This is a genomic window from Streptomyces sp. NPDC005931 (genome assembly GCF_042871235.1).
Lineage (GTDB): Bacteria > Actinomycetota > Actinomycetes > Streptomycetales > Streptomycetaceae > Streptomyces.
Genome location: NZ_JBIAIG010000010.1, coordinates 254,957 through 274,562, shown reverse-complemented (window position 1 = coordinate 274,562; position 19,606 = coordinate 254,957). Strand labels below are relative to the sequence as shown.

Sequence of the window (19,606 nt, the reverse complement as noted above, 5' to 3'; positions counted from 1 at the left end):
CGCGGACGGAGCGCTGAGGGCTCCGTTCCGGCCGTGCGGCCGGGGCGGGGCCCTCCGGCGTGTCCGGCGAGGGCCGCCCGCACTGTCCGGACTGTCTGTTCTACGCCGGGTAGGCGTGTGTCTGGGCCGCCTTGACCGCGGCCCAGACCGGCGCGCCGGGGTGCAGGTCCAGTTCGGCCGCGGCGACGGTGGTGAGGTCCGCGGCCAGCGGGAGCTCGCCGGTGAGTTCCGCGCGGATCTGGTCGCCGTGGGTCTCCAGTCCGGCGACCTGGCAGCGCCACAGGTTGCGGGCGCTGGACCCGGTGGGGCGCTCGCGGTACAGGGTCACGGCACCCGGCGGGAAGGCGACGAAGGCGGGGCCGGAGAGGTGCTCCGTGGTGGTGATCGCCGGGCCTGCCTCGAGCCGCACCGTGTGGCCGTCGCCGTTCCCGCGGTAGAGGTTCAGCCCGACCAGCTGGGCGATGTACTCCGTGCGGGGGTGGCGGGCGATGTCGGAGGGCGTGCCCTCCTGGACGATCCGGCCGTCCTCCACGACGACCAGGCGGTCGGCCAGCACCATGGCGTCCAGCGGGTCGTGCGTGACCAGGACGGCGACGGCCTCGAACGCGGCGAGATGACGGCGAAGCCGGGCGCGGACCTCCAGGCGGGTGCGGGCGTCCAGGGCGGCGAGGGGCTCGTCGAGGAGCAGCAGCCGGGGGTGCGTGGCCAGGGCGCGGGCGAGGGCCACGCGCTGCGCCTGGCCGCCGGAGAGACGGCGGGGCTTGGCGCCGGCGTGCTCGGCCAGGCCCATGCGGTCCAGCCACTCGGCGGCCTGGGCGCGGGCCTCGGCCTTGGCCACGCCCCGGCAGCGCGGCCCGAAGGCCACGTTGTCGAGGGCGGTCAGGTGCGGAAAGAGCAGGTAGTCCTGGAAGACGACGCCGACCGGACGTGACTCGGGCGGCGTACGGTGCAGGTCCGCGCCGTCCAGCCGGAGACGGCCCTCGGTGAGCGGCGTGAGCCCGGCGAGGGCGCGCAGCGCGGTGGTCTTGCCGGCCCCGTTGGGACCGAGCAGGGCGACGACGTCGCCGGGCGCGGCGGTGAGCGCGATGTCGAGGCGGAACGTGCCGCGGTCGACGACCAGACGCGCGTCGAGGCCGGCGCCGGGTGAGGCGGCGTCGGCGCCGGTGCGGCCGGGTGGTGGGGAGGACGGGTGCGGGTCGGCCATCGGGAGCTCTTCCGGCGTCGCGGGCATGGTGTCAGGCGGCTCTCATCCAGCGGTCCCGCAGACCGGCCAGTACGGCGATGGACACGGCCAGCAGGACCAGGCTGAGGGCGATCGCCGCGGCCGGGTCGTTCTGGAGGGCGAGGTAGACCGCGAGGGGCATGGTCTGGGTGCGGCCCGGGAAGTTGCCCGCGAAGGTGATCGTCGCGCCGAACTCGCCCAGTGCCCGCGCCCAGGCCAGTACGGCGCCGGCCGCGATGCCCGGGGCGATCAGCGGCAGGGTGACCCGGCGGAACGCGGTGAAGCGGGAGGCGCCCAGGGTCGTGGCCGCCTCCTCGAAGCGCGGATCGGCCGCCCGTAGTGTGCCCTCGACGCTGATGACCAGGAAAGGCATCGCCACGAACGTCTCGGCGAGGATCACGCCCGTGGTGGTGAACGGCAGAGTGATGCCGAACCACGCGTCCAGCCATTGGCCGACGACGCCGTTGCGTCCCAGCGCGAGCAGCAGGGCCACGCCGCCCACCACCGGTGGCAGGACCAGCGGCAGTGTCACCAGGGCGCGGACCAGGCCGCGGCCGGGGAACTCGGTACGCGCCAGCAGCCACGCCAGGGGGACGCCGATGACCAGGCTCAGCGCGGTCGCCGCCGTGGCGCACATCAGCGACAGCCGCAGCGCCTCCCACACCTCCGGGCTGGTCAACTGATCGGGGAGGTCGCGCCAGGGTGCGCGCAGGAGGAGCGCGAGCAGCGGGACCAGGAGGAAAGCCAGCCCCAGCAGCGCGGGCACGAGGAGGGGGAGGGGGACGCCGCGAGAGGGGGTTCGCGGGCCGGCCCTCCGGGGGGTCCGGCGGTTGGTGGCCGGGCTGCCGTGCGGCGCGGTCACGGCTCGAGGAACCCCGCGTCGGTGAGGACCTTCCGGCCCTCGGGGGACCTGACCAGGGTGAGGAACGCCTTCGCCGCCGACGGGTTCCGCGCGTTCTCGAGCAGGGCGATCGGATAGTCGTTGACGGCCTCGGCCGACTCCGGGAAGTCCACGCCCTCCACCGTGTCACCCGCCGCCCTCACATCGGTCCGGTACACGACGGCGGCGTCCGCCTCCTTGAGCTCGACCTTCGTCAGCGCGCTCTTGACGTCCTGCTCGTAGGACACCGGGGTCAGTTCGACCTCCGCGGCCGTCAGCGCGGTCTGCGCGGCGGCGCCGCAGGGCACCGTCCTGTCGCACAGCACGACCTTCAGCCGTGGTTCGGCCAGGTCCTCGAGCGAGCCGACGCGGTCCGGGTTGCCCGGCAGGGTGGCGATCTGGAGGCGGTTGCGGGCGAAGGTCGCGGGCGGGCCGGCCGTGCCCGCGCGGTCCGTGACGAGCTTCATCGTCCGGGCGCTGGCGGCGGCGAAGACATCGGCCGGGGCACCGTTGGTGATGCCGGCGGCGAGGGAGTCGCTGCCGCCGAAGTTGAACGTGACCGTGGTCCCGGGGTGCCGCTCCTCGAAACGCTTGCCCAGCGCCGTGAAACTCTCCTTGAGGGAGGCCGCCGCGAAGACGGTGACCGTCCCGCTGGGCTGCCTGCCGGCGTCCCGTTCCGCATCCGTGTCCGCGTCGGACGGGGAGCAGGCGCTGAGCGTCAGCAGTGCGGCGGCGCCCAAGCCTGCGAGCCGAAGGACCGGGTGGGTCCGGCGGGCGGAACGAGTCATCTCGGAGTCACTCCCTCTCTGGGCAGGCCGGACGAACCCAGCGTGGGCCCTTCCGATACGCCGATCATACCGGCGCATCTGCCAGGGAGATCCGCGTGTCACCTCGCATCGGCGAGGCAAAGCGCGGAACAGGCGGGCATGTGCGTGGGTGCGGAACCGCTGCGCGCACCACCGCACCTGTTCACGCGCGATCGATATGGACGTTCGTCGACTTCACGCGCGCCGTGGCCTCCACCCCGACCTCCAGGCCCAGCTCCTCGACGGCCTCACGGGTGAGCAGGGAGACGAGCCGGTGCGGGCCGGCCTGGATCTCCACCTGGGCGGCGACGTCGCCCAGCTTGATCGCGGTGACGATGCCCGGGAAGGCGTTGCGGGCCGAGGTGTACGGAGCGTCCTCCTCGGCGGTGCCCGCCTTGGCGAGCTCGACCGAGAAGGCGGCCAGGTCCCGTCCGTCGACGAGCCGCCGTCCGCTGTCGTCGCGATGAGTCGCCATGCGGCCCGCGTCCGCCCAGCGGCGGGCGGTGTCCGGGCTCACGCCGAGCAGTCGTGCTGCCTGGCCGATCGTGTAGGACTGCATGCCGATCACGATAAGGCGGGCGGCAGAAGGGCGTCCCGGGCCGGGGCCGGTGGACGCGCGGTCGCCTGCTTCCGGCCCGGGGAACGCGCCGGTCACCCGGCCCGGTCACGGGTGACGCGCCGGTCACCCGGTTCGGCGCGGGGGGCCACGGTGAGTGACCTCCCCCGGACATGCGTCGGGGCCGGTTCGCGGGAGGTGTCCCGCGGTCCGGCCCCTCGTGTCACGGACAGGCCCGTGCCACCGGTGGTGCTCAGGCGCTGGTCATCACCTGGCCGGCTCCCCGGGGGCGCTGCGGGGCGATGATCCGGCCGTCGGGCAGGAGCTCGCCGGTGTCCTCGAAGAGCACGACACCGTTGCACAGCAGGCTCCAGCCCTGCTCCGGGTGGTGCGCCACGAGACGGGCGGATTCCCGGTCGGCGGAGTCGGCTGAGGGGCACGGTGGCTGGTGCTGGCACATAGGTGCAATCTTTCGCTCTGTTGTGACCTGTGGGCTGGCTGTCGTTTCAGTTCCGCGGCGTGAAGCTTCGTTCATGGCCGCCCCCCGTTGTGTAAGTCGGTCGGAAACCAGTGTTGCCCCACGGACGACGTTCCGCAGGGATTTCGCGGCACCGCTCCTCACAGGATGATGACGCACCGCCCCTGCTGTCGGTTCATCCCGACCGGGCTGTCACTTCGGATGGTTCGAGGGGGCCGAAAAGGGCTAGTCCGCTCGGGCGGTGCGGCCTGCCTCCGGCCCGTCGGAGCCTCTCGCCGCTCGTGGGAGCCAAGTGAGGCTCCTCGAAACGGAACGTACCCCGCCGTCCGGAGTTCCGGAGAGCGGGGTACGGGGGTTGCCGCCGTGGAGGGTCAGGCGGGGGAGCCCATCAGGCGCGTCGGGGTCGCCCGGTGAGTGAGGACCGGGAGGAGCTCGGCGACCCGGTGCGGGCGGTGGGCCGCGATGCCGGGCGGGGCCGGCGCGAGTGGGACGAGCAGGTCGGTGGCAGCCGGGTGGCCGTCGGCGCCGTCTGCGGTCGGGTCGCCGTGCAGCCAGAGCGTCAGCATGTACAGGCCGGGCACCGACAGCAGCCGGGGCTGGTGCGGCTGCGCCATGGCCTCGGCCTGGCGCAGGGCGAGTTCGGTGGAGGTGATGTACGGACCCTCGAAGAAGCGGGAGAAGGCCCACCCGTCGGGGGTGAGCACGGTGTCCGCCGCGGCCACGGCGCGGTCGCCGCAGCGGATCAGGAAACGCCATCCCGCCAGCCGGGTCGCGGACACGCCCTCGGCGGTGATCCGGTCCAGGACGTGGACGGGCAGCGGCAGCTCGGGCGAGGTGGGCCCCGGAGCAGCGAGCAGGGAGGGAGTTCGGGCCTCGCTGACCGCGGTGGGGGAGGAGAGCGCGGTCAGGACGGAACGCAGTGCGGGCGCGGGAGCCGGGGGTACACGCAGCGGCATGGTGGGTCGCCTCTCATTTCGAAGGCACAGTGGCGCGAGGGCGGGGGCGGGGCGGACGGCGCTGTCAGCTCGCGAAGGTCAGAGAGGTGGGGCCATGGGTCCGAGCCCGGGAGGTGGGGGTGAGGCCTGCCGCACGTCACCTCGACGGCTGGATCACTCGGCCGCGGGCGCCAGCCTTCTGCCTTGTTCGCGAAGTTTATACGACACGCGTTCACGCTGTGTTTCGTCTAGTTGTTTTCGAGTCGCGAAACAAGGGTACTTCTGGCCGGTGAAACACGAAGAATATCCCGATTCAGGGCGGGGTGCGCGGCGGTGACCTCAGAAAATGTCCGCCGAGCGGACGGCCAATTCTCGTCGGCGTTTTTCACGAGTTCACAGCCGCCGGTACGTGCGCCGTGTGCCATGCCTCGTGAATGTGCCAGCGGTCACAACCCTCAGGGTAGCGGCCGACGAACCCTTCCGGGGCGTTATCGATCGCATCCGCTGGGCATCCTCCCCTGTGGACCGGGACCCCGGCGGTCGATCTTCGACCGCCCGTGCGAGGAAAGGACGCTTCGATGGGGGAGAAGATCGTGGCAGGTCAGTTCGACCTGTCCGATCGCCAGCGCTACCGCGACAAGCTCCGCAGGTGTCTGACGGGCTTGGAGCGACTCCTGGCGGAGAAGCGGTTCGACCGCCCCAAGAACCTCATGGGGCTGGAGATCGAATTGAATCTCGCGGGTGCTGACGGCATGCCGAAGATGTTGAATGGGCAAGTCCTCGAACGCATTGCCAGCCGGGACTTCCAGACAGAGCTCGCCATGTTCAACCTGGAAGTGAACATTGCCCCCCACCGCCTGGACGGACGGGTATTCGACCGGCTCGCCGAGGAACTGCGCACCTCGCTGGCATACGCCGACCGGAAAGCCGGAGAGGTGGATGCGGGGATCGTGATGATCGGCATTCTGCCCACGCTCGACCGGGACGACCTGGTTTCCTCCAATCTCTCCGACGTCGACCGCTACACGCTGCTCAACGACCAGATCGTGGCCGCGCGCGGCGAGGACTTCACGCTCGACATCGACGGAGTGGAGCGGCTCAACTGCACCTCGAAGTCCATCGCGCCCGAGGCCGCCTGCACCTCTGTGCAACTGCACCTCCAGGTCACCCCGGCCCGGTTCCCCGACGTGTGGAACGCCGCCCAGGCGGTCGCCGCCGCGCAGATCGCGGTCGGGGCCAACTCGCCCTTCCTGTTCGGCCGCGAGCTGTGGCGCGAGTCGCGGCCCCCGCTCTTCCAGCAGTCCACCGACACCCGCCCGCCCGAGCTCCAGGCTCAGGGGGTGCGGCCGCGTACCTGGTTCGGGGAGCGGTGGGTGACCTCGGCGTTCGACCTCTTCGAGGAGAACCTTCGCTACTTCCCGGCCCTGCTGCCGATCTGCGACGCCGAGGACCCGCTCGAGGTGGTGGACGCGGGCGGGGTGCCGGCACTCGCCGAACTGGTCCTGCACAACGGCACCATCTACCGCTGGAACCGCCCGGTCTACGGCGTCGCCGACGGTGTCCCCCACCTGCGGGTGGAGAACCGCGTCCTGCCCGCCGGTCCCACCGTCACCGACGTCGTCGCCAACGCGGCGTTCTACTACGGCGTCGTGCGCGCCCTCGCCGAGGACAGCCGGCCGGTGTGGACCCGGCTGCCCTTCGAGGACGCCGCCGCCAACTTCGACGCCGCCTGCAAACACGGCATCGACGCTCGGCTCACCTGGCCCCGGCGCGGCCGCTACGGCGGTACGGCCGAGGTCGACGCCGTCACCCTGGTCCGTGACGAACTGCTGCCGCTCGCCGAGGCCGGACTGGACGCGTGGGGGATCGAACCCGCCGACCGGGACCTGTACCTCGGCGTGATCGAGGAGCGGTGCCGGCGCCGGGTGAACGGCGCGACCTGGCAGGCCGCCACCTTCCACCGGGCCCTGGACCTCGGCCTCGGCCGGGAGGCCGCGCTCGCCGCCACCACCCGCCGCTACCGCGAGCTGATGGTGCACGGCGAACCCGTGCACACCTGGCCGGTGGGCCTGCCCGAACCCGTCCCCACGGGCTGACCGGCGTTCCCGGACCGCCGGCCGAGCGGACCGGCCGCTGCCCTCATACTGATCGGACGGATCGGTGATGTGGAGGCAGGTGTGCAGGCGGAGGCGGGCCCGGGGGCCGATTTCCATCCCGAGCAGGGGCTCACGCGGAAGACCCTCCGTGACGAGACGCTGCTCGTGCTCGCGCTCTCCCTCGGGGCGAGCGGCGTCTCGGCGCTGATCAGCTTCATCGGATCGGTCACCCGACCCGGCGGCCTGAAGGACCAGGCGGCCACCCTCAACGCCTCGGCCGCGCCCGGACGCCCGTGGCTGGACCTGGCATGGCAGCTCTTCGGAATCACGACGGCACTCGTGCCGGTCGCGCTCGTCGCGCACTTCCTGCTGCGCGAGGGCGCGGGGCTGCGCACCCTCGGCTTCGACCGCACCCGCCCCTGGTCCGACCTGGTCCGCGGAGCGGCGATCGCGGCGGTCATAGGCAGTACCGGCATCGCCTTCTACCTGGCCGCGCGCGGCCTGGGCTTCAACCTCACCGTGGTGCCCGAGGCACTGCCCGAGGTGTGGTGGAAGTTCCCCGTGCTGATCCTGTCGGCGCTTCAGAACGCGGTCCTCGAAGAGGTGATCGTCGTCGGCTACCTGTTGCGACGGCTCGACCGGCTGGGGTGGACACCGGCCGCCGCGCTGGCGGCCAGTTCGGTGCTGCGCGGGTCGTACCACCTCTACCAGGGCATCGGCGGGTTCGTCGGGAACATGGTCATGGGCGTGGTGTTCGTGTACCTCTACCGGCGCTGGGGCCGGGTGATGCCCCTGGTGGTCGCGCACACGTTGCTCGACATCGGGGCGTTCGTCGGGTACGCGCTGCTGGCGGGGAAGGTGGGCTGGCTGCCGACGGCGTGAGGCGGCCGTGCCCGCGGACGCACGGATGGGGCGTACGGCCTCGGCCGTACGCCCCACCGGCGGTTCCGCGGTCAGACCAGCAGGTCGCCCTCGATCACCGTGACCGCGCGACCGCTCAGCAGGGTGCGCCCGCCGCGCAGTTCCGTGCGGACGAGGCCGCAGCGCGGGGACGCCTGCAGACCGGTGAGCGCCGTGCGGCCCAGGCGCTCGGACCAGTAGGGGGCCAGCGCGGTGTGGGCGCTGCCGGTGACCGGATCCTCGTCGATGCCCACGTTGGGGAAGAAGCAGCGGGAGACGAAGTCGTAGCCCCGGGTGGGGTCGTCCGCGCGGGCGGTGGCGATGAGGCCGCGCTCGGAGTGGGCGCCGAGGGCTTTGAGGTCGGGCCGCAGGGTGTGGACGGTCCGCTCGTCGGCGACCTCGACGAGCAGGTCGCCGACCTGGGGCCCGGTGTCGAAGGCCGTGCGCGGCTCGGCGCCCAGCGCCTCGGCGACCCCCTCGGGGAGGTCGACGGGGGTGAGCGGGGCGGTGGGGAAGTCCAGTGTGACCGAGCCGTCCTCGGCGGGGGTCGCGACGAGGACGCCGCTGCGGGTGGCGAATCGCACCGGACCCTCGTGGGCCCCGGTGGTGTGGAGCACGTGGGCCGTGGCGAGCGTCGCGTGACCGCACATCGCGACTTCCGAGGCGGGGGTGAACCAGCGCAGGGCCCAGTCGGCCTCGTCGTCCTCGTGCAGGGGGTGGGCGAAGGCGGTCTCGGCGTGGTTCACCTCCAGGGCGACGTTCTGGAGCCAGATGTCGTCGGGGAAGGCGTCCAGGAGCAGGACTCCGGCCGGGTTGCCGGCGAAGGGCCGGTCGGTGAAGGCGTCGACGATTCGAATCCGCATGTCCCGACCGTAGGGGGTGCGCGAAGCAGCAGGCCAAGGCCAATCCGCTGATGCCGGCCCTGTCACCCAGGGGACGCGGCCCGGGACCGGGCCTTGTCGACCGACAGGTTCCGATATATCGTTGACGCATCGCGACAGATCAATGATGGAAGGGAGTGGTGGCGATGCGCACCCATGGTCACGAGCACGGACACGGTCACGGCGGCCCGCGGGGCGGCCGGGGGGACTTCGACGGGCTGAGGGCGGCCTTCGGGCCCTTCGGCCCGGGTGGTCACGGTGGACCGGGGTTCGGGCCGGGCTTCGGTCACGGTCCCTGGGGCGGGCGAGGGCGCGGCGGACCGAGGGGAAGGGCGCGCCGCGGCGACGTACGGGCCTCGATCCTGGCCCTGCTCAAGGACCGGCCCATGCACGGCTACGAGATGATCCAGGAGATCGCCGAGCGCAGCGGCGGGGCGTGGAAACCCAGCCCCGGCTCCGTGTATCCCACCCTTCAGCTGCTGGAGGACGAGGGGCTCATCGCCAGTGAGACCGAAGGCGGCAAGAAACTCTTCTCGCTCACCGAACCCGGTCGCGCCGCGGCCGATGAGGGGCCGGAGGCGCCCTGGGAGGAAGCCTCACGCGGGGTCGACTGGGAGGCGTTGAGCGAGATCCGCCAGGCCGGTTTCGGACTCATGGAAGCCTTCGGCCAGGTCTGGAAGACGGGCACCAAGGAGCAGCGCGAGAGGGCGCTCGGCGTCATCAACGAGGCGCGCAAGAAGCTCTACCTGATCCTCGCCGACGAGGGCTGACGGGCGGGACACCCGTGCGGCGCGGGCCACGGCGGCCCGGAAGGCTCGCGGAGCCGTCGTGGGCGCCGCCCGGCGGCATGCGGCCCGGGGAGCGTCGGCCGGACCGGAGGACGGGCGTGCGTCCGCCGCGCCGGGCAGGTCCCATGCGCGGGCCGGGGAGCTCCCGCCGTGGCAGCGCCACGCCTCCCACAACTCGGCCGGTGGGCAGGACATCGTCCTGCGGGACGTGGACCCGGTGATCGTGCTCCCCCTGCCGTCCGCCGTCCACACGGCCGCCGCCGGCTTCTGCCCTCCGTGCCCGTGCGGGGGGTGCGGCGCCCGGTCTCGGTTGGCCGGGGGCGCGGGGCAGAGGGGCGTGCACCCCTGACGCGGATCGGCCTGATCTCCTTCCCAAGGAGGAGATCGCGGCCCGCCGGGTCACCTTGCCGTGGGACGCCAAGATGCTCCCCGCCGGGGATGACCCGGGGCTGCGGGACTGATGGGGTGAGGGTGTGCAACCCCCTATCCCCCGGCAGTCGGCCCAAGAGCCCAGAGAACAGGGCCTCCACCGCTCGGACAACGATGCCAGGCTCAGTGCCGAGCTGGCAGCGGTGGTCGCCGGTGCCCGGCGCCGGGCGCTGCGGGACGGGGACCGCCAGATCGACACCGCCCACCTGCTGCACTCGCTCCTGGAGGCCGACTCCCAGGTGAGCGAGGTCGTCGGCCACGGCCCCCGGACCGCCCGGCTGCTCGGCTACCTGGTGCAGCGCAGCATCGGGTACGGCCTGCGCTGGCAGAGCTCCGTGGAGGACTCCGCCGCCGTCCCCGTCGTGGCGGGGGTAGCGGGCTTCTCGCCGCTTGCCGCCGGCTGCGTGGGACGCGCCCACGAGCGGGCCGCCCGGGGTGGCGAGGGGCGGGCCCGCGGAGTGCATCTGCTCGCGGCGATGGCCGAGGACCCGCAGTCCCGGGCCGCGGAGGTGCTCCGGCGCGCCGGTATCGACCCGGCCGAACTGGTCTCCCGGCTCGGTGCGGCGACCGGCGTGTGCGGCCACCGGCCGGGGGAGTACGCCACGGGGTGCGGGGACGCCGCCCACTGAGGTGGGCCGGCCGCGGAACGGCCCCCGCGACGCCGGTCACCCCGTCCGGACGGTGAGACAGGTGCATGGGGGGTGACGCTCCTGTCGGCGCCTGTCATCATGAGCCGGTGCATACCTCTGTCAGTGCTCGGAGCAACCGGGGACGAGGCGTGGGGCTCGGCCTCGCGCTGCTGTCCGCGGTGGCCTTCGGGGGTTCCGGTGTCGCGGCCAAGCCGCTGATCGAGGCGGGCCTCGACCCGCTCCACGTGGTGTGGCTGCGCGTGGCGGGCGCAGCCCTCGTCATGCTGCCGCTCGCCGTCCGGCACCGGGCGCTGCTGCGCCGCAACCCGGGGCTGCTCGCCGGATTCGGACTGCTCGCCGTCGCGGGCGTCCAGGCCTGCTACTTCGCCGCGATCTCGCGCATCCCCGTCGGGGTCGCGCTGCTGGTCGAGTACCTGGCGCCGGCCCTCGTGCTCGGCTGGGTCCGCTTCGTGCAGCGCCGGCCGGTGACGCGCGCCGCCGCGGTCGGCGTCGTTCTCGCCGTCGGAGGGCTCGCCTGTGTCGTGGAGGTGTGGTCCGGCCTCGGCTTCGACGCCCTCGGTCTGCTGCTCGCGCTCGGCGCCGCCTGCTGCCAGGTCGGCTACTTCGTCCTGTCCGACCAGGGCAGCGACGCCGGCGACGAGGCGCCGGACCCGCTCGGGGTGATCGCGTACGGGCTGCTCGTCGGCGCCGGGGTGCTGACCCTCGTCGCCCGTCCCTGGTCCATGGACTGGTCGGTGCTCACCGGCAGCGCACGGATGAACGGCACCCCCGTGGCCGCCTTCGTACTCCTGGCCTGGATCGTCCTGATCGCCACGGTCGTCGCGTACGTCACCGGGGTGCTGTCGGTGCGCCGGCTCTCGCCGCAGGTCGCGGGGGTGGTGGCCTGCCTCGAGGCGGTCATCGCCACCGTGCTGGCGTGGGTGCTGCTCGGCGAGCACCTCTCGGCTCCGCAGATCGTGGGCGGCGTCGTCGTGCTCACGGGCGCGTTCATCGCGCAGTCCTCCGCACCGGCCAGGGGCTCCGAGCGGCCGGTGGCGAGCGGTGGACCCGAAAGGGAGTTGTCCGCCCGAGGAACGGCCACCTAAGGTGCTGATCATGCATGCGACCGCACTCGTTCTCCCGCCGCCTGCCGCCTGAGGCGGGCCCTCCGGTCCATCCGCCCGGCGCGCCGCCGGGCGTGACGGTGCTGCCCGCGGACGAAGTCCACGGACCCCGCCCACCCGGCTCGAGCCGCGCCTGACGCGGCGCGGCCTCCCGTGCGGTCCGGCCCCGGCCCGACCGCACCGAGGCCGATCCGTCCGCACCCGGGGTCCTTCCGAACTCCCACGCCTCGCGCCGTGGCGCGTGTGGCGTGCGCATCTGCGGAGAGAACACGTGTCGAACGCTGTCTCCGGCCTGCCCGTCGGGCGAGGCCTGCTCTATCTGATCGTCGCCGGTGCCGCCTGGGGCACCGCGGGTGCCGCCGCCTCACTGGTCTACCGGGCCGGCGACATGGGGCCCGTCGCCCTCTCCTTCTGGCGCTGCGCCACCGGACTGGTGCTGCTGCTGGCCGCCCGGCTGCTGCTCCGGCGCGACCGCACCGCCGTGCGCGAACCGTTCGCGCGCAGTGCGCGGAAGGCCGGCGCCACCGGGGTGGGGCTCGCGGTGTTCCAGACGGCCTACTTCGCGGCCGTCGAGGCCACGGGACTCGCGGTGGCCACCGTCGTCACCCTCGGTGCCGGGCCCGTGCTCATCGCGCTCGGTGCGCGGGTGACCCTGAAGGAGCGTCTGGGGCGCGGTGGGCTCGCCGCCGTGGTGGGCGCGCTCGCCGGACTCGTGGTGCTCGTCCTCGGCGACGGGGAGGCGATCGTCGAGCCGTGGGGCGTGCTGCTCGCGCTGCTGTCGGCCGCCGGATACTCCGCGATGACGCTGCTCACCCGGTGGTGGGGGCGCGACGGCGGTACGGATTCCTCCGGCACGACCGTCGGGGCGTTCGCGGTGACGACCCTGGTGCTGCTGCCGTTCGCCGGGGCGGAGGGGCTGCTGCCGCACACCGACGAGCCGGGCCTGCTGCTGTGCCTCCTGGTGTACATCGCCACCGTGCCGACGGCTCTCGCCTACGGCCTCTACTTCGCCGGAGCGGCCGTCGTCCGGTCGGCCACCGTGTCCGTGATCATGCTCCTGGAGCCGGTCGGCGCGGCGGTGCTGGCAGTCGTCCTGATCGGTGAGCGGCTCACCGCGGCCACACTGGCCGGCACCCTCCTGATGCTGGGCTCGGTCGCGGGACTCGCGGCGGGCGAGGCCCGGGGCGCGCGCAACCGCTCCGACGACCCGGACGCGGTGCTGGTGTGACCCCACGGAGCCATGCCGTTCGGCGGGAGGGCCCCTCCGGCGGGCGGCGCGGCCCGCTCGGTACTCGGGCTCGCTCCCGGACGCAGACCCGCTGCCGTCGGGTGAGACGACCGAGCGCCGCCGCGTCGCGCGGGCCGTCCCGCTCGGTCGGTCCGGCCGCGATCCGGTCCCGCACCGCCTCCGACCGCTTCCCCGCGTACGTGAACTTCGCCCCGACGTGCACGACCTCCAGCCGCAGCCCGCGGATCCGGACAACAGCCTGCCGTACGGTGCCTCACCCGCCGCCGACGCCGAGCCGCCCTCCGGCTGGAAGTGGCCGACCCGGCGGTCGGGCAGCGCGGCCTTCCCCTGCGGGTCGTCCACGACATGGGCCCGGGCACCGCAGCTGGACAGCCGCGTAGATGCTCGTCGGGACACCGTGCTCGGCCGGGACCCTCGGCTCGGCCTGCCACGGGCCAGGGACGAAGACGTAGTCGTCCACCACGCTCAGCTCGACGGCCGGATCCGTCTCGAGCGCCCGCCACAGGGGGTTCGGCCGGGCCAGGTGGGTGACGGCCTCGCCGCGCTCGGGATCGTAGGCGAAGTGCAGCGGCTGGACGTACGGCGGCTCACCCGGCAGGCCATCGACCGCGAGGCGGCCGACGTCGTGCGCGGCCGGCCGGCCGCACCCCTCGGAGTCGTCGCGGGCGGCATCCCAGGGGGAACCGCCATCACAGAGCCGTCAGATAGCCGGGCACCGCGGTGCCCGGGGCCAGGTGGGGGTCGGCGAACGGGGGTTCGTAGCCCTTGCGCAGGGGCACGACCCCGGCCCAGTGGGGGAGGGCGAGGTCCTCGGGCTCGTCGTTGACGCCACCGGTGCGGAGCTTGGCGGAGACCTCGTTCAGGTCGAGGCGGATCACGGCGGTGGCGGCGAGTTCCTTCTTGTTGGCCGGGCGCGAGTCGGCCGCGCGGCCGGGAACCACGTGGTCGACCAGGGCGTCCAGGGCCCGCCGCTTCTCCTCGGGGTCCGTCACGTCGTACGCCGGGCCGTGCACCACAACGGAGCGGTAGTTGATCGAGTGGTGGAAGGCCGAGCGGGCCAGTACCAGCCCGTCGACGTGGGTGACCGTCAGACAGACCGGCAGACCGGGGTCGGCCTGCCCGGCCGCCCGCAGCGGACGCGAGCCCGTCGAGCCGTGCACGTAGAGCCGCTCACCGACCCTGCCGTAGAGCGTGGGCAGCACCACCGGCGCGCCGTCCCGGACGAAGCCGAGGTGGCAGACGTAGCCCTCGTCGAGTATCGCGTGCACCAGCTCCTTGTCGTACGCCGCGCGTTCGGGCGAGCGCGTGGGAACAGTGCGCTCGGTCGGCGGGTAGGTGGCGGAGGGGTGCGGCGGATGGGTCCCCGACATGGTGTTCTCCATTGCACTAGTGCATAATCTTCTTTGTGCTAGGAGATTATCGGATCGGTGGGCGGCGTGCAGCGGACATTTCCGCGAACATCGAGCGCGCGGTGGGGGAAGGGGCGTTGCGTCCCGGCGAACTGCTGCCGCCCATGCGGGAGTTGGCGCAACAGCTGGGCGTGAACCCCAATACCGTCGCGGCGGCGTACCGCACCCTGCGCGAGCGCGGCGTGATCGAGACCGCGGGGCGCCGGGGCAGCCGGGTGCGGTCCAAGCCGGCCACCACGGCCCGCGACTTCATCCGAGTGGACATCCCGGAGGGCGTGCGCGACGTGTCCGACGGAAACCCGGACCCGGCGCTGCTGCCCCCGCTGGCCGAGGCGTTCGCGGCGGCCGCCGCGCAGGGCGACCGGGACCCGGTGCTCTACGGGCACGCCACGGTGGAGCCCGACCTGGAGCGGCTGGCCCGGGCCGGGCTGGACGCCGACGGAGTGCCGGAGGGTCCCCTTGCCGTCACCTCCGGCGCGCTGGACGCGCTCGAGCGGGTGCTGGCGGCGCACCTCAGGCCCGGTGACGCGGTCGCCGTCGAGGATCCGGGCTGGGGGAGCGTGCTCGACCTGGTCCCGGCGCTGGGGCTGCGCGTCGTCCCCGTCGGGGTCGACGACGAGGGGCCGCTCCCGGACGGTGTGCGCCGCGCCCTGGCGGGGGGAGCACGCGCGCTGATCGTCACCGACCGGGCGCAGAACCCGACCGGCGCCGCGGTGAGCGCCGCACGCGCGGGTGCCCTGCGGTCCGTCCTCGCGGACCACCCCGACACCCTCCTGATCGAGGACGATCACGGTCACCACATCGTCGACCTCCCCCTGCACCCCCTCGCGGGCGTCACCCGCCACTGGGCCCTCACCCGCTCGGCGGCCAAGGCGTACGGCCCCGACCTGCGGCTCACCGTGCTCACGGGGGACCCGGTCACCCTCGACCGGGTGCGCGGCCGGCAGCGACTGGGGCCCGGCTGGGTCAGCCGCCTCACCCAGCGGGCGGTGGTACGGCTGTGGACCGACGGCTCGGTCGACCCGGCGGCCGTCGCGGCGCGGTACGGGCGGCGACGGGAGGCGCTGATCGCGGCGCTGGCCCGGCGCGGGATCACGGCGCACGGGCGCAGCGGCCTGAACGTCTGGATTCCCGTACCGGACGAGACCGGTGCCGTGGCCCGTCTGCTGCACGCCGGCTGGGCGGTGGCCCCCGGTGCCCGCTTCCGTCTCGACGCACCGCCCGGCATCCGCGTCACCGTCTCGACCCTCACCCAGGACGACATCGAACCGCTGAGCGAGGCGGTCGCCGGGGCGCTGGGGGCGGGCGGAGGAGTCACGAGGCCGTACGTGTGAGGCAGGCGTGCCGGGAGCGGTGCCCCTCGGTGCGTTGGTCGGGGCGGGCGTTCCGAGGACGCCCCGTGCGGGGGTGCTTCGGACGTCGTCACCGGGGGTTCTTGGCACCGGTTGCGCGGGCCTCCCGCGCCACCCACCCGGGGTGCCCGCCGTGCGGGCTGCGCGGGCGTGGCGTCACAGAGGCCCGGCGTTCGTCCCGCGCGGGGGACTGCCCGGCTTCGGACGGGCTCGACGAGGGGCTGCCCGGCGTCGGACAGCTCGGCGGATCCATCGCGCGGTGCGCACGGGCTGCACCGGCGTCCGCACCCCGCGGGAGCTCTTTCCGCATCGGGGCCTGGCGCACCCGCCGGCGGGGCTTCGCGCCGTCTGTGCCGCGGCGCCCGCGGTGTTCGCACCCCGCGGGGGTGTCGTCGGTGTTCGTACCGCGCCGACCGGAGGTGTTGTTGGTGTTCGTACCGCGCGGGAGCGCGGCCCGTCGTACCGTCGCCCCGCGCGGGGCACGCCCCAGCGGACCTCATCCGCCTCCCCGCCGTTCGGTATTCGCAGGCCGCCGCAACACCGTCCAACGCCGCGACGCTTCGGCTTTCGCGCCGGGCCCGGGGCCGCCGTTGCGCCGTCGCTTTCCGCCCCGCCCGCGTCAGCCCCGCGTCCTCCTCGGCCGTACCTGAGTCAGCGCCGCGCCGGCCAGTACGACCACCGCGCCCACCGGGGTCGACCACGTCAGGGTCTCGCCGAGGATCGTGATGCCCGCGGCGGCGGCGATGACCGGGACGAAGTAGGTGACCATCTGGCCGGTCGTCGGGCCGACCTCCGCGACCAGGCCGTACTGGACGAGTACGGCCAGGCCCGTGCCCAGGGTGCCCAGCGCCGCGATCGCGAGCAGCGGTCCGACGGCGAAGCCCGCCGGCACGCTGGTGAACAGCGGGGTGACGACGGCCAGCTGAACGGTGGCGAGGAGCAGTTGCGCGCCCGTCAGCGACAGGTTCGAGTGGCTGCTGCCGGCCAGCGTGCGGCGGACGTAGATCCAGCCGACGGGGTAGCTCAGCGAGGCCAGCAGGGCCATCGCCGTGCCGCGGGCGTCCAGGCCGTTGAAGCCCTGCCAGGCGCCCAGCACCGTCAGCACCCCGAGGAAGCCCAGGACGAGCCCCGCCACCCGCAGCCGGGTCGGACGGTCCTCCGACAGGGCCACCAGCGACAGTGCCATGCCCCACAGCGGCGATGTCGCGTTGCAGATGCCCGCCAGCGTGGACGGGATGGTCAGCTCCGCGAACGCGAACAGGGAGAACGGCAGGGCGTTCAGCAGGAAGCCGGCCACGGCCAGATGGCCCCACGTCCGCGCGCCGCGCGGCAGTCGCTCCCGCCGCACCGCCATGGCGACCGCCAGGACCGCCGTGCCGAACGCCAGACGGCCGAGCGTGACCTGGAACGGGGCGTAGCCCTGGGTGCCGACCTTGATGAGAAGGAAACTGAAGCCCCAGATCAGGGACAGGGCGCCGAAGCGCAGGCGCCAGTCCAGTCGCGGACGGTGGCGGTCCGGCGCGGGGCCGGCCTGGCTCGGGGCGGTGGTCGCGGTGACGCTGCTCATGCACGCAACGATGCGGGAGCCGATCTCGTAGCACAATCGAGATTTCGCACCGGATATCTCGTAGCATCGCTTATATGTTGAACCTGGAGCGCCTGCGCACCCTCGACGCCCTCGCCCGGCACGGCTCGGTGAGCGGCGCGGCCGAGGCGCTGCACATCACGACGTCGGCCGTCTCGCAGCAGATGGCCAAGCTGGAGCGCGAGGCGGGCCAGCCACTGCTGGCCAGGAACGGCCGCGGCGTCCGCCTGACCGACGCGGGCCGGCTGCTCGCCGAGCACGCGGCACGCATCCTGTCCCAGGTGGCACTGGCCCAGTCCGACCTGGAGGCGCACCGCGGGCAGGTCGCCGGCGAGCTGCGGGTGTCCGCCTTTCCGACCGCCGCGCGCGGACTCTTCCCGGCCGCGCTCGCCGACCTGCGCCGGCAGCATCCCGAACTGCGGGTGCGCTCACGGGAGCTGGAGCCGGAGAACGGCATCGCCGGAGTGGTGCGCGGCGACCTCGACCTCGCCGTGGTGCTCGACTGGTACAACAAGCCGATGCCGCAGCCCGACGGCCTGGTCAAGGCGCCGATCCTGGACGACCCGGCCGACGTGGCGCTCCCGGTCGGCCACCGGCTCGCGGGCCGGGACGAGGTGGACCTCGCCGACCTGGCCGAGGACGAGTGGATCACCTGGGGTGAGGGCGAGTTCTGCCACGAGTGGCTGATGTTCACCCTGCGTTCGAAGGGCATCGAGCCGGTGATCGGGCACCGCGCTGCCGAGAGCCATACCCAGCTGGGGCTGGTCGCCGCGGGTCTCGGCGTGTGCATCGCGCCGCTGCTCGGTCGGCATCCGCTGCCCGCCGGGGTGGTGACCGTACCGCTCACCCAGCGGGTACGGCGGCACGTGTACGTCGTCTGGCGCGCGGACGCCGACCGCAGGCCGTCGATCCGGGCGGCGGTGACGGCGCTGCGTGCTGCGGGCGAGAGGGTGCGGGAGCCGGCCGGGTGCCCGGCGTGAGCGGGCGGGTGGCGCGCCCGGGGCGTGCGGCGGCGTGCGTCACAGGGCTGCCAGCTTCCTGAAGTCCCAGGACACGACCTTCTCCGGGGTCAGCCGCAGCCAGGCGTGCCGTCCGTCGTGCGGCATCTCGTCGAGCCCGAAGTTCTTGCGGGCGAACAGCGTCTCGGGCAGGTCCAGTTCGGCGTGCAGCTCACCCGTGCGCGGGACCTCACCCACGAACTCCACGCGCCCGGACAATTCGGCGCCGCGCAGTTCGTCGTACTCCTCGCCGGTGTCGACCACGACGGCCACCCGCGGGTCCCGGCGCAGGTCGGACCAGCGTTTGCTGCGCACCACGGAGTACAGCCACATCGAGGTGCCGTCCCAGGCGAACCAGAGCGTGCTGACGTGCGGGGCGCCGTCGGCGGACACCGTGGCGACGCGGCAGGTGCGCTGGGTGGTCAGGAAATCGTCCAGCTCGCCCGGCGTCATCATGATCTTCCGGCCCCGGCGCTGCGTGGCGGACATGCGGTCCTCTCTTCTCCCACGTCGTGCCAGAGAGATCCTCTGACATCACGTCAGAAAAGGATGGGCCGTCTCTCCCTCGCGCGCAATGGTCGCCTGCTCCCGCCCTCTCCCGCCCGCATGGTCCCCGCGCGGACCGTCGCGGGGACGCGCGGCGGCCGCACCCCCGCGACGGTCCGGCGCTCAGGCGAGGGTGATCGAGTCCCCGCTGACGGTGATCCGCACGGCGGGCAGCGGCTTCTTCGCCGGGCCGCTCTGCACACTGCCGTCGGTGATCGAGAAGTTGCTGTTGTGACAGGGGCAGTTGATGACCCCGTCGGCGACGCTCTCCACCGCGCACCCCCGGTGGGTGCAGGTCGCCGAGAACGCCTTGAACTCGCCCGCCGTCGGCTGGGTGACCACCACCTTCCGGTCCGCGAAGACCTTGCCGCCGCCCTCCGGGATGTCGGCGGTCGCCGCCAGCGCGGCACCGGCGGCGGCCCCACCGCCCGACCCGTCGCCGCCGGCGCCGCCCTTGTCCCGCGAGCCGGATGCGTCCGGGCCGGAGTCCACGGCGGAGCTCGACGCGTCGTCGCCGGAGCCGGTGCACGCGGCCAGCGCGAGGGCGAGCCCCGTCGCCCCGGCCGCGGCCACTACGGTACGACGGGCCGGTCCCGCGGGGCTGCCGCCCTCCTCGAGCGGGGCCGGGAGCCTGCGGGAGGGCTGGTGCGATGCGCTGGTCATGCCGGTGTGCCCCTTCCTGGGCGGGTGCCTGGTCGTGGACAGGTACGGCCGACGCCCCGGCGCCGTTCAGCGGGAACGGC

At 73.6% G+C, this 19,606-nt stretch carries 19 protein-coding genes and 1 pseudogene; 8 read left to right on the top strand and 12 right to left on the bottom strand.

From position 1 onward, the window contains the following. Nucleotides 1–100: 100 nt before the first annotated feature. The 6 genes from ACFYOV_RS23675 to ACFYOV_RS23650 all read right to left on the bottom strand — a co-directional run bounded on the left by ACFYOV_RS23675 (nucleotide 101) and on the right by ACFYOV_RS23650 (nucleotide 4,898). A complete protein-coding gene (locus ACFYOV_RS23675) occupies nucleotides 101–1,204 on the bottom strand; it encodes an ABC transporter ATP-binding protein (protein WP_389090379.1) in 1,104 nt (367 codons plus the stop codon). Between the two features lie 31 nt (nucleotides 1,205–1,235). Then, nucleotides 1,236–2,084 carry an ABC transporter permease gene (locus tag ACFYOV_RS23670; protein ID WP_389090377.1) on the bottom strand — a complete coding sequence of 283 codons (849 nt, stop codon included), beginning with the start codon at nucleotides 2,082–2,084 and terminating at the stop codon, nucleotides 1,236–1,238. After that, entirely contained in the window at nucleotides 2,081–2,890 is an 810-nt protein-coding gene (gene modA / locus ACFYOV_RS23665) for a molybdate ABC transporter substrate-binding protein (RefSeq protein ID WP_389090376.1), read from the bottom strand. The genes ACFYOV_RS23670 and modA overlap by 4 nt, the downstream gene beginning before the upstream one ends. A gap of 181 nt (nucleotides 2,891–3,071) precedes the next feature. After that, nucleotides 3,072–3,467 (bottom strand): molybdopterin-binding protein, encoded by a 396-nt coding sequence (locus ACFYOV_RS23660; protein WP_389090374.1) that lies wholly within the window; start codon nucleotides 3,465–3,467, stop codon nucleotides 3,072–3,074. 250 nt (nucleotides 3,468–3,717) lie between these two features. After that, entirely contained in the window at nucleotides 3,718–3,924 is a 207-nt protein-coding gene (locus tag ACFYOV_RS23655) for a DUF5999 family protein (protein ID WP_389090373.1), read from the bottom strand. 389 nt (nucleotides 3,925–4,313) lie between these two features. Continuing rightward, nucleotides 4,314–4,898, bottom strand: coding sequence for a hypothetical protein (locus tag ACFYOV_RS23650; protein WP_389090371.1), 585 nt, complete (start codon nucleotides 4,896–4,898; stop codon nucleotides 4,314–4,316). 557 nt (nucleotides 4,899–5,455) lie between these two features. Between ACFYOV_RS23650 and ACFYOV_RS23645 the strand changes: the two genes are divergently transcribed. Further along, nucleotides 5,456–6,973 (top strand): glutamate--cysteine ligase, encoded by a 1,518-nt coding sequence (locus ACFYOV_RS23645; protein ID WP_389090370.1) that lies wholly within the window; start codon nucleotides 5,456–5,458, stop codon nucleotides 6,971–6,973. A gap of 81 nt (nucleotides 6,974–7,054) precedes the next feature. Beyond that, nucleotides 7,055–7,855 carry a CPBP family intramembrane glutamic endopeptidase gene (locus ACFYOV_RS23640; protein ID WP_389090369.1) on the top strand — a complete coding sequence of 267 codons (801 nt, stop codon included), beginning with the start codon at nucleotides 7,055–7,057 and terminating at the stop codon, nucleotides 7,853–7,855. Nucleotides 7,856–7,926: 71 nt separating this feature from the next. Here ACFYOV_RS23640 and ACFYOV_RS23635 read toward each other — a convergent pair whose 3' ends face one another. Then, nucleotides 7,927–8,736, bottom strand: coding sequence for a PhzF family phenazine biosynthesis protein (locus ACFYOV_RS23635; RefSeq protein ID WP_389090368.1), 810 nt, complete (start codon nucleotides 8,734–8,736; stop codon nucleotides 7,927–7,929). A gap of 164 nt (nucleotides 8,737–8,900) precedes the next feature. Between ACFYOV_RS23635 and ACFYOV_RS23630 the strand changes: the two genes are divergently transcribed. From ACFYOV_RS23630 to ACFYOV_RS23615, 4 genes are all read left to right on the top strand, one after another. Beyond that, a complete protein-coding gene (locus ACFYOV_RS23630) occupies nucleotides 8,901–9,524 on the top strand; it encodes a PadR family transcriptional regulator (protein ID WP_389090367.1) in 624 nt (207 codons plus the stop codon). A gap of 491 nt (nucleotides 9,525–10,015) precedes the next feature. Beyond that, on the top strand, nucleotides 10,016–10,600 hold the full coding sequence (locus tag ACFYOV_RS23625; RefSeq protein WP_389090365.1) for a Clp protease N-terminal domain-containing protein: 585 nt from the start codon (nucleotides 10,016–10,018) through the stop codon (nucleotides 10,598–10,600). 65 nt (nucleotides 10,601–10,665) lie between these two features. After that, the gene (locus ACFYOV_RS23620; protein ID WP_389090364.1) at nucleotides 10,666–11,706 is read left to right on the top strand and encodes a DMT family transporter; all 1,041 of its coding nucleotides are present in this window, start codon (nucleotides 10,666–10,668) and stop codon (nucleotides 11,704–11,706) included. A 289-nt stretch (nucleotides 11,707–11,995) separates the two neighbouring features. Continuing rightward, nucleotides 11,996–12,952: a DMT family transporter gene (locus ACFYOV_RS23615; protein WP_389090363.1), complete on the top strand. Its 957-nt coding sequence runs from the start codon at nucleotides 11,996–11,998 to the stop codon at nucleotides 12,950–12,952. Between the two features lie 91 nt (nucleotides 12,953–13,043). Here ACFYOV_RS23615 and ACFYOV_RS23610 read toward each other — a convergent pair. After that, nucleotides 13,044–13,652: pseudogene (locus tag ACFYOV_RS23610) on the bottom strand (FMN-binding negative transcriptional regulator); the annotation flags it as partial. A 10-nt stretch (nucleotides 13,653–13,662) separates the two neighbouring features. Continuing rightward, nucleotides 13,663–14,343, bottom strand: coding sequence for a pyridoxamine 5'-phosphate oxidase family protein (locus ACFYOV_RS23605; RefSeq protein ID WP_389090361.1), 681 nt, complete (start codon nucleotides 14,341–14,343; stop codon nucleotides 13,663–13,665). Nucleotides 14,344–14,378: 35 nt separating this feature from the next. Here ACFYOV_RS23605 and ACFYOV_RS23600 point away from each other — a divergent pair, with 35 nt between their 5' ends. Further along, on the top strand, nucleotides 14,379–15,716 hold the full coding sequence (locus ACFYOV_RS23600) for an aminotransferase class I/II-fold pyridoxal phosphate-dependent enzyme (RefSeq protein ID WP_389090360.1): 1,338 nt from the start codon (nucleotides 14,379–14,381) through the stop codon (nucleotides 15,714–15,716). Between the two features lie 637 nt (nucleotides 15,717–16,353). Here ACFYOV_RS23600 and ACFYOV_RS23595 read toward each other — a convergent pair. Continuing rightward, the gene (locus tag ACFYOV_RS23595) at nucleotides 16,354–17,301 is read right to left on the bottom strand and encodes a DMT family transporter (protein WP_389090359.1); all 948 of its coding nucleotides are present in this window, start codon (nucleotides 17,299–17,301) and stop codon (nucleotides 16,354–16,356) included. Between the two features lie 74 nt (nucleotides 17,302–17,375). On the opposite strand from ACFYOV_RS23595, the gene ACFYOV_RS23590 reads away from it, so the two are divergent. After that, entirely contained in the window at nucleotides 17,376–18,299 is a 924-nt protein-coding gene (locus ACFYOV_RS23590) for a LysR family transcriptional regulator (RefSeq protein ID WP_389090358.1), read from the top strand. A 39-nt stretch (nucleotides 18,300–18,338) separates the two neighbouring features. Here ACFYOV_RS23590 and ACFYOV_RS23585 read toward each other — a convergent pair whose 3' ends face one another. Together ACFYOV_RS23585 and ACFYOV_RS23580 are read right to left on the bottom strand one after the other, a co-directional pair. Further along, nucleotides 18,339–18,806 carry a pyridoxamine 5'-phosphate oxidase family protein gene (locus ACFYOV_RS23585; protein WP_389090356.1) on the bottom strand — a complete coding sequence of 156 codons (468 nt, stop codon included), beginning with the start codon at nucleotides 18,804–18,806 and terminating at the stop codon, nucleotides 18,339–18,341. 180 nt (nucleotides 18,807–18,986) lie between these two features. Next, nucleotides 18,987–19,526, bottom strand: coding sequence for a Rieske (2Fe-2S) protein (locus ACFYOV_RS23580; RefSeq protein WP_389090355.1), 540 nt, complete (start codon nucleotides 19,524–19,526; stop codon nucleotides 18,987–18,989). Nucleotides 19,527–19,606 lie beyond the last annotated feature (80 nt).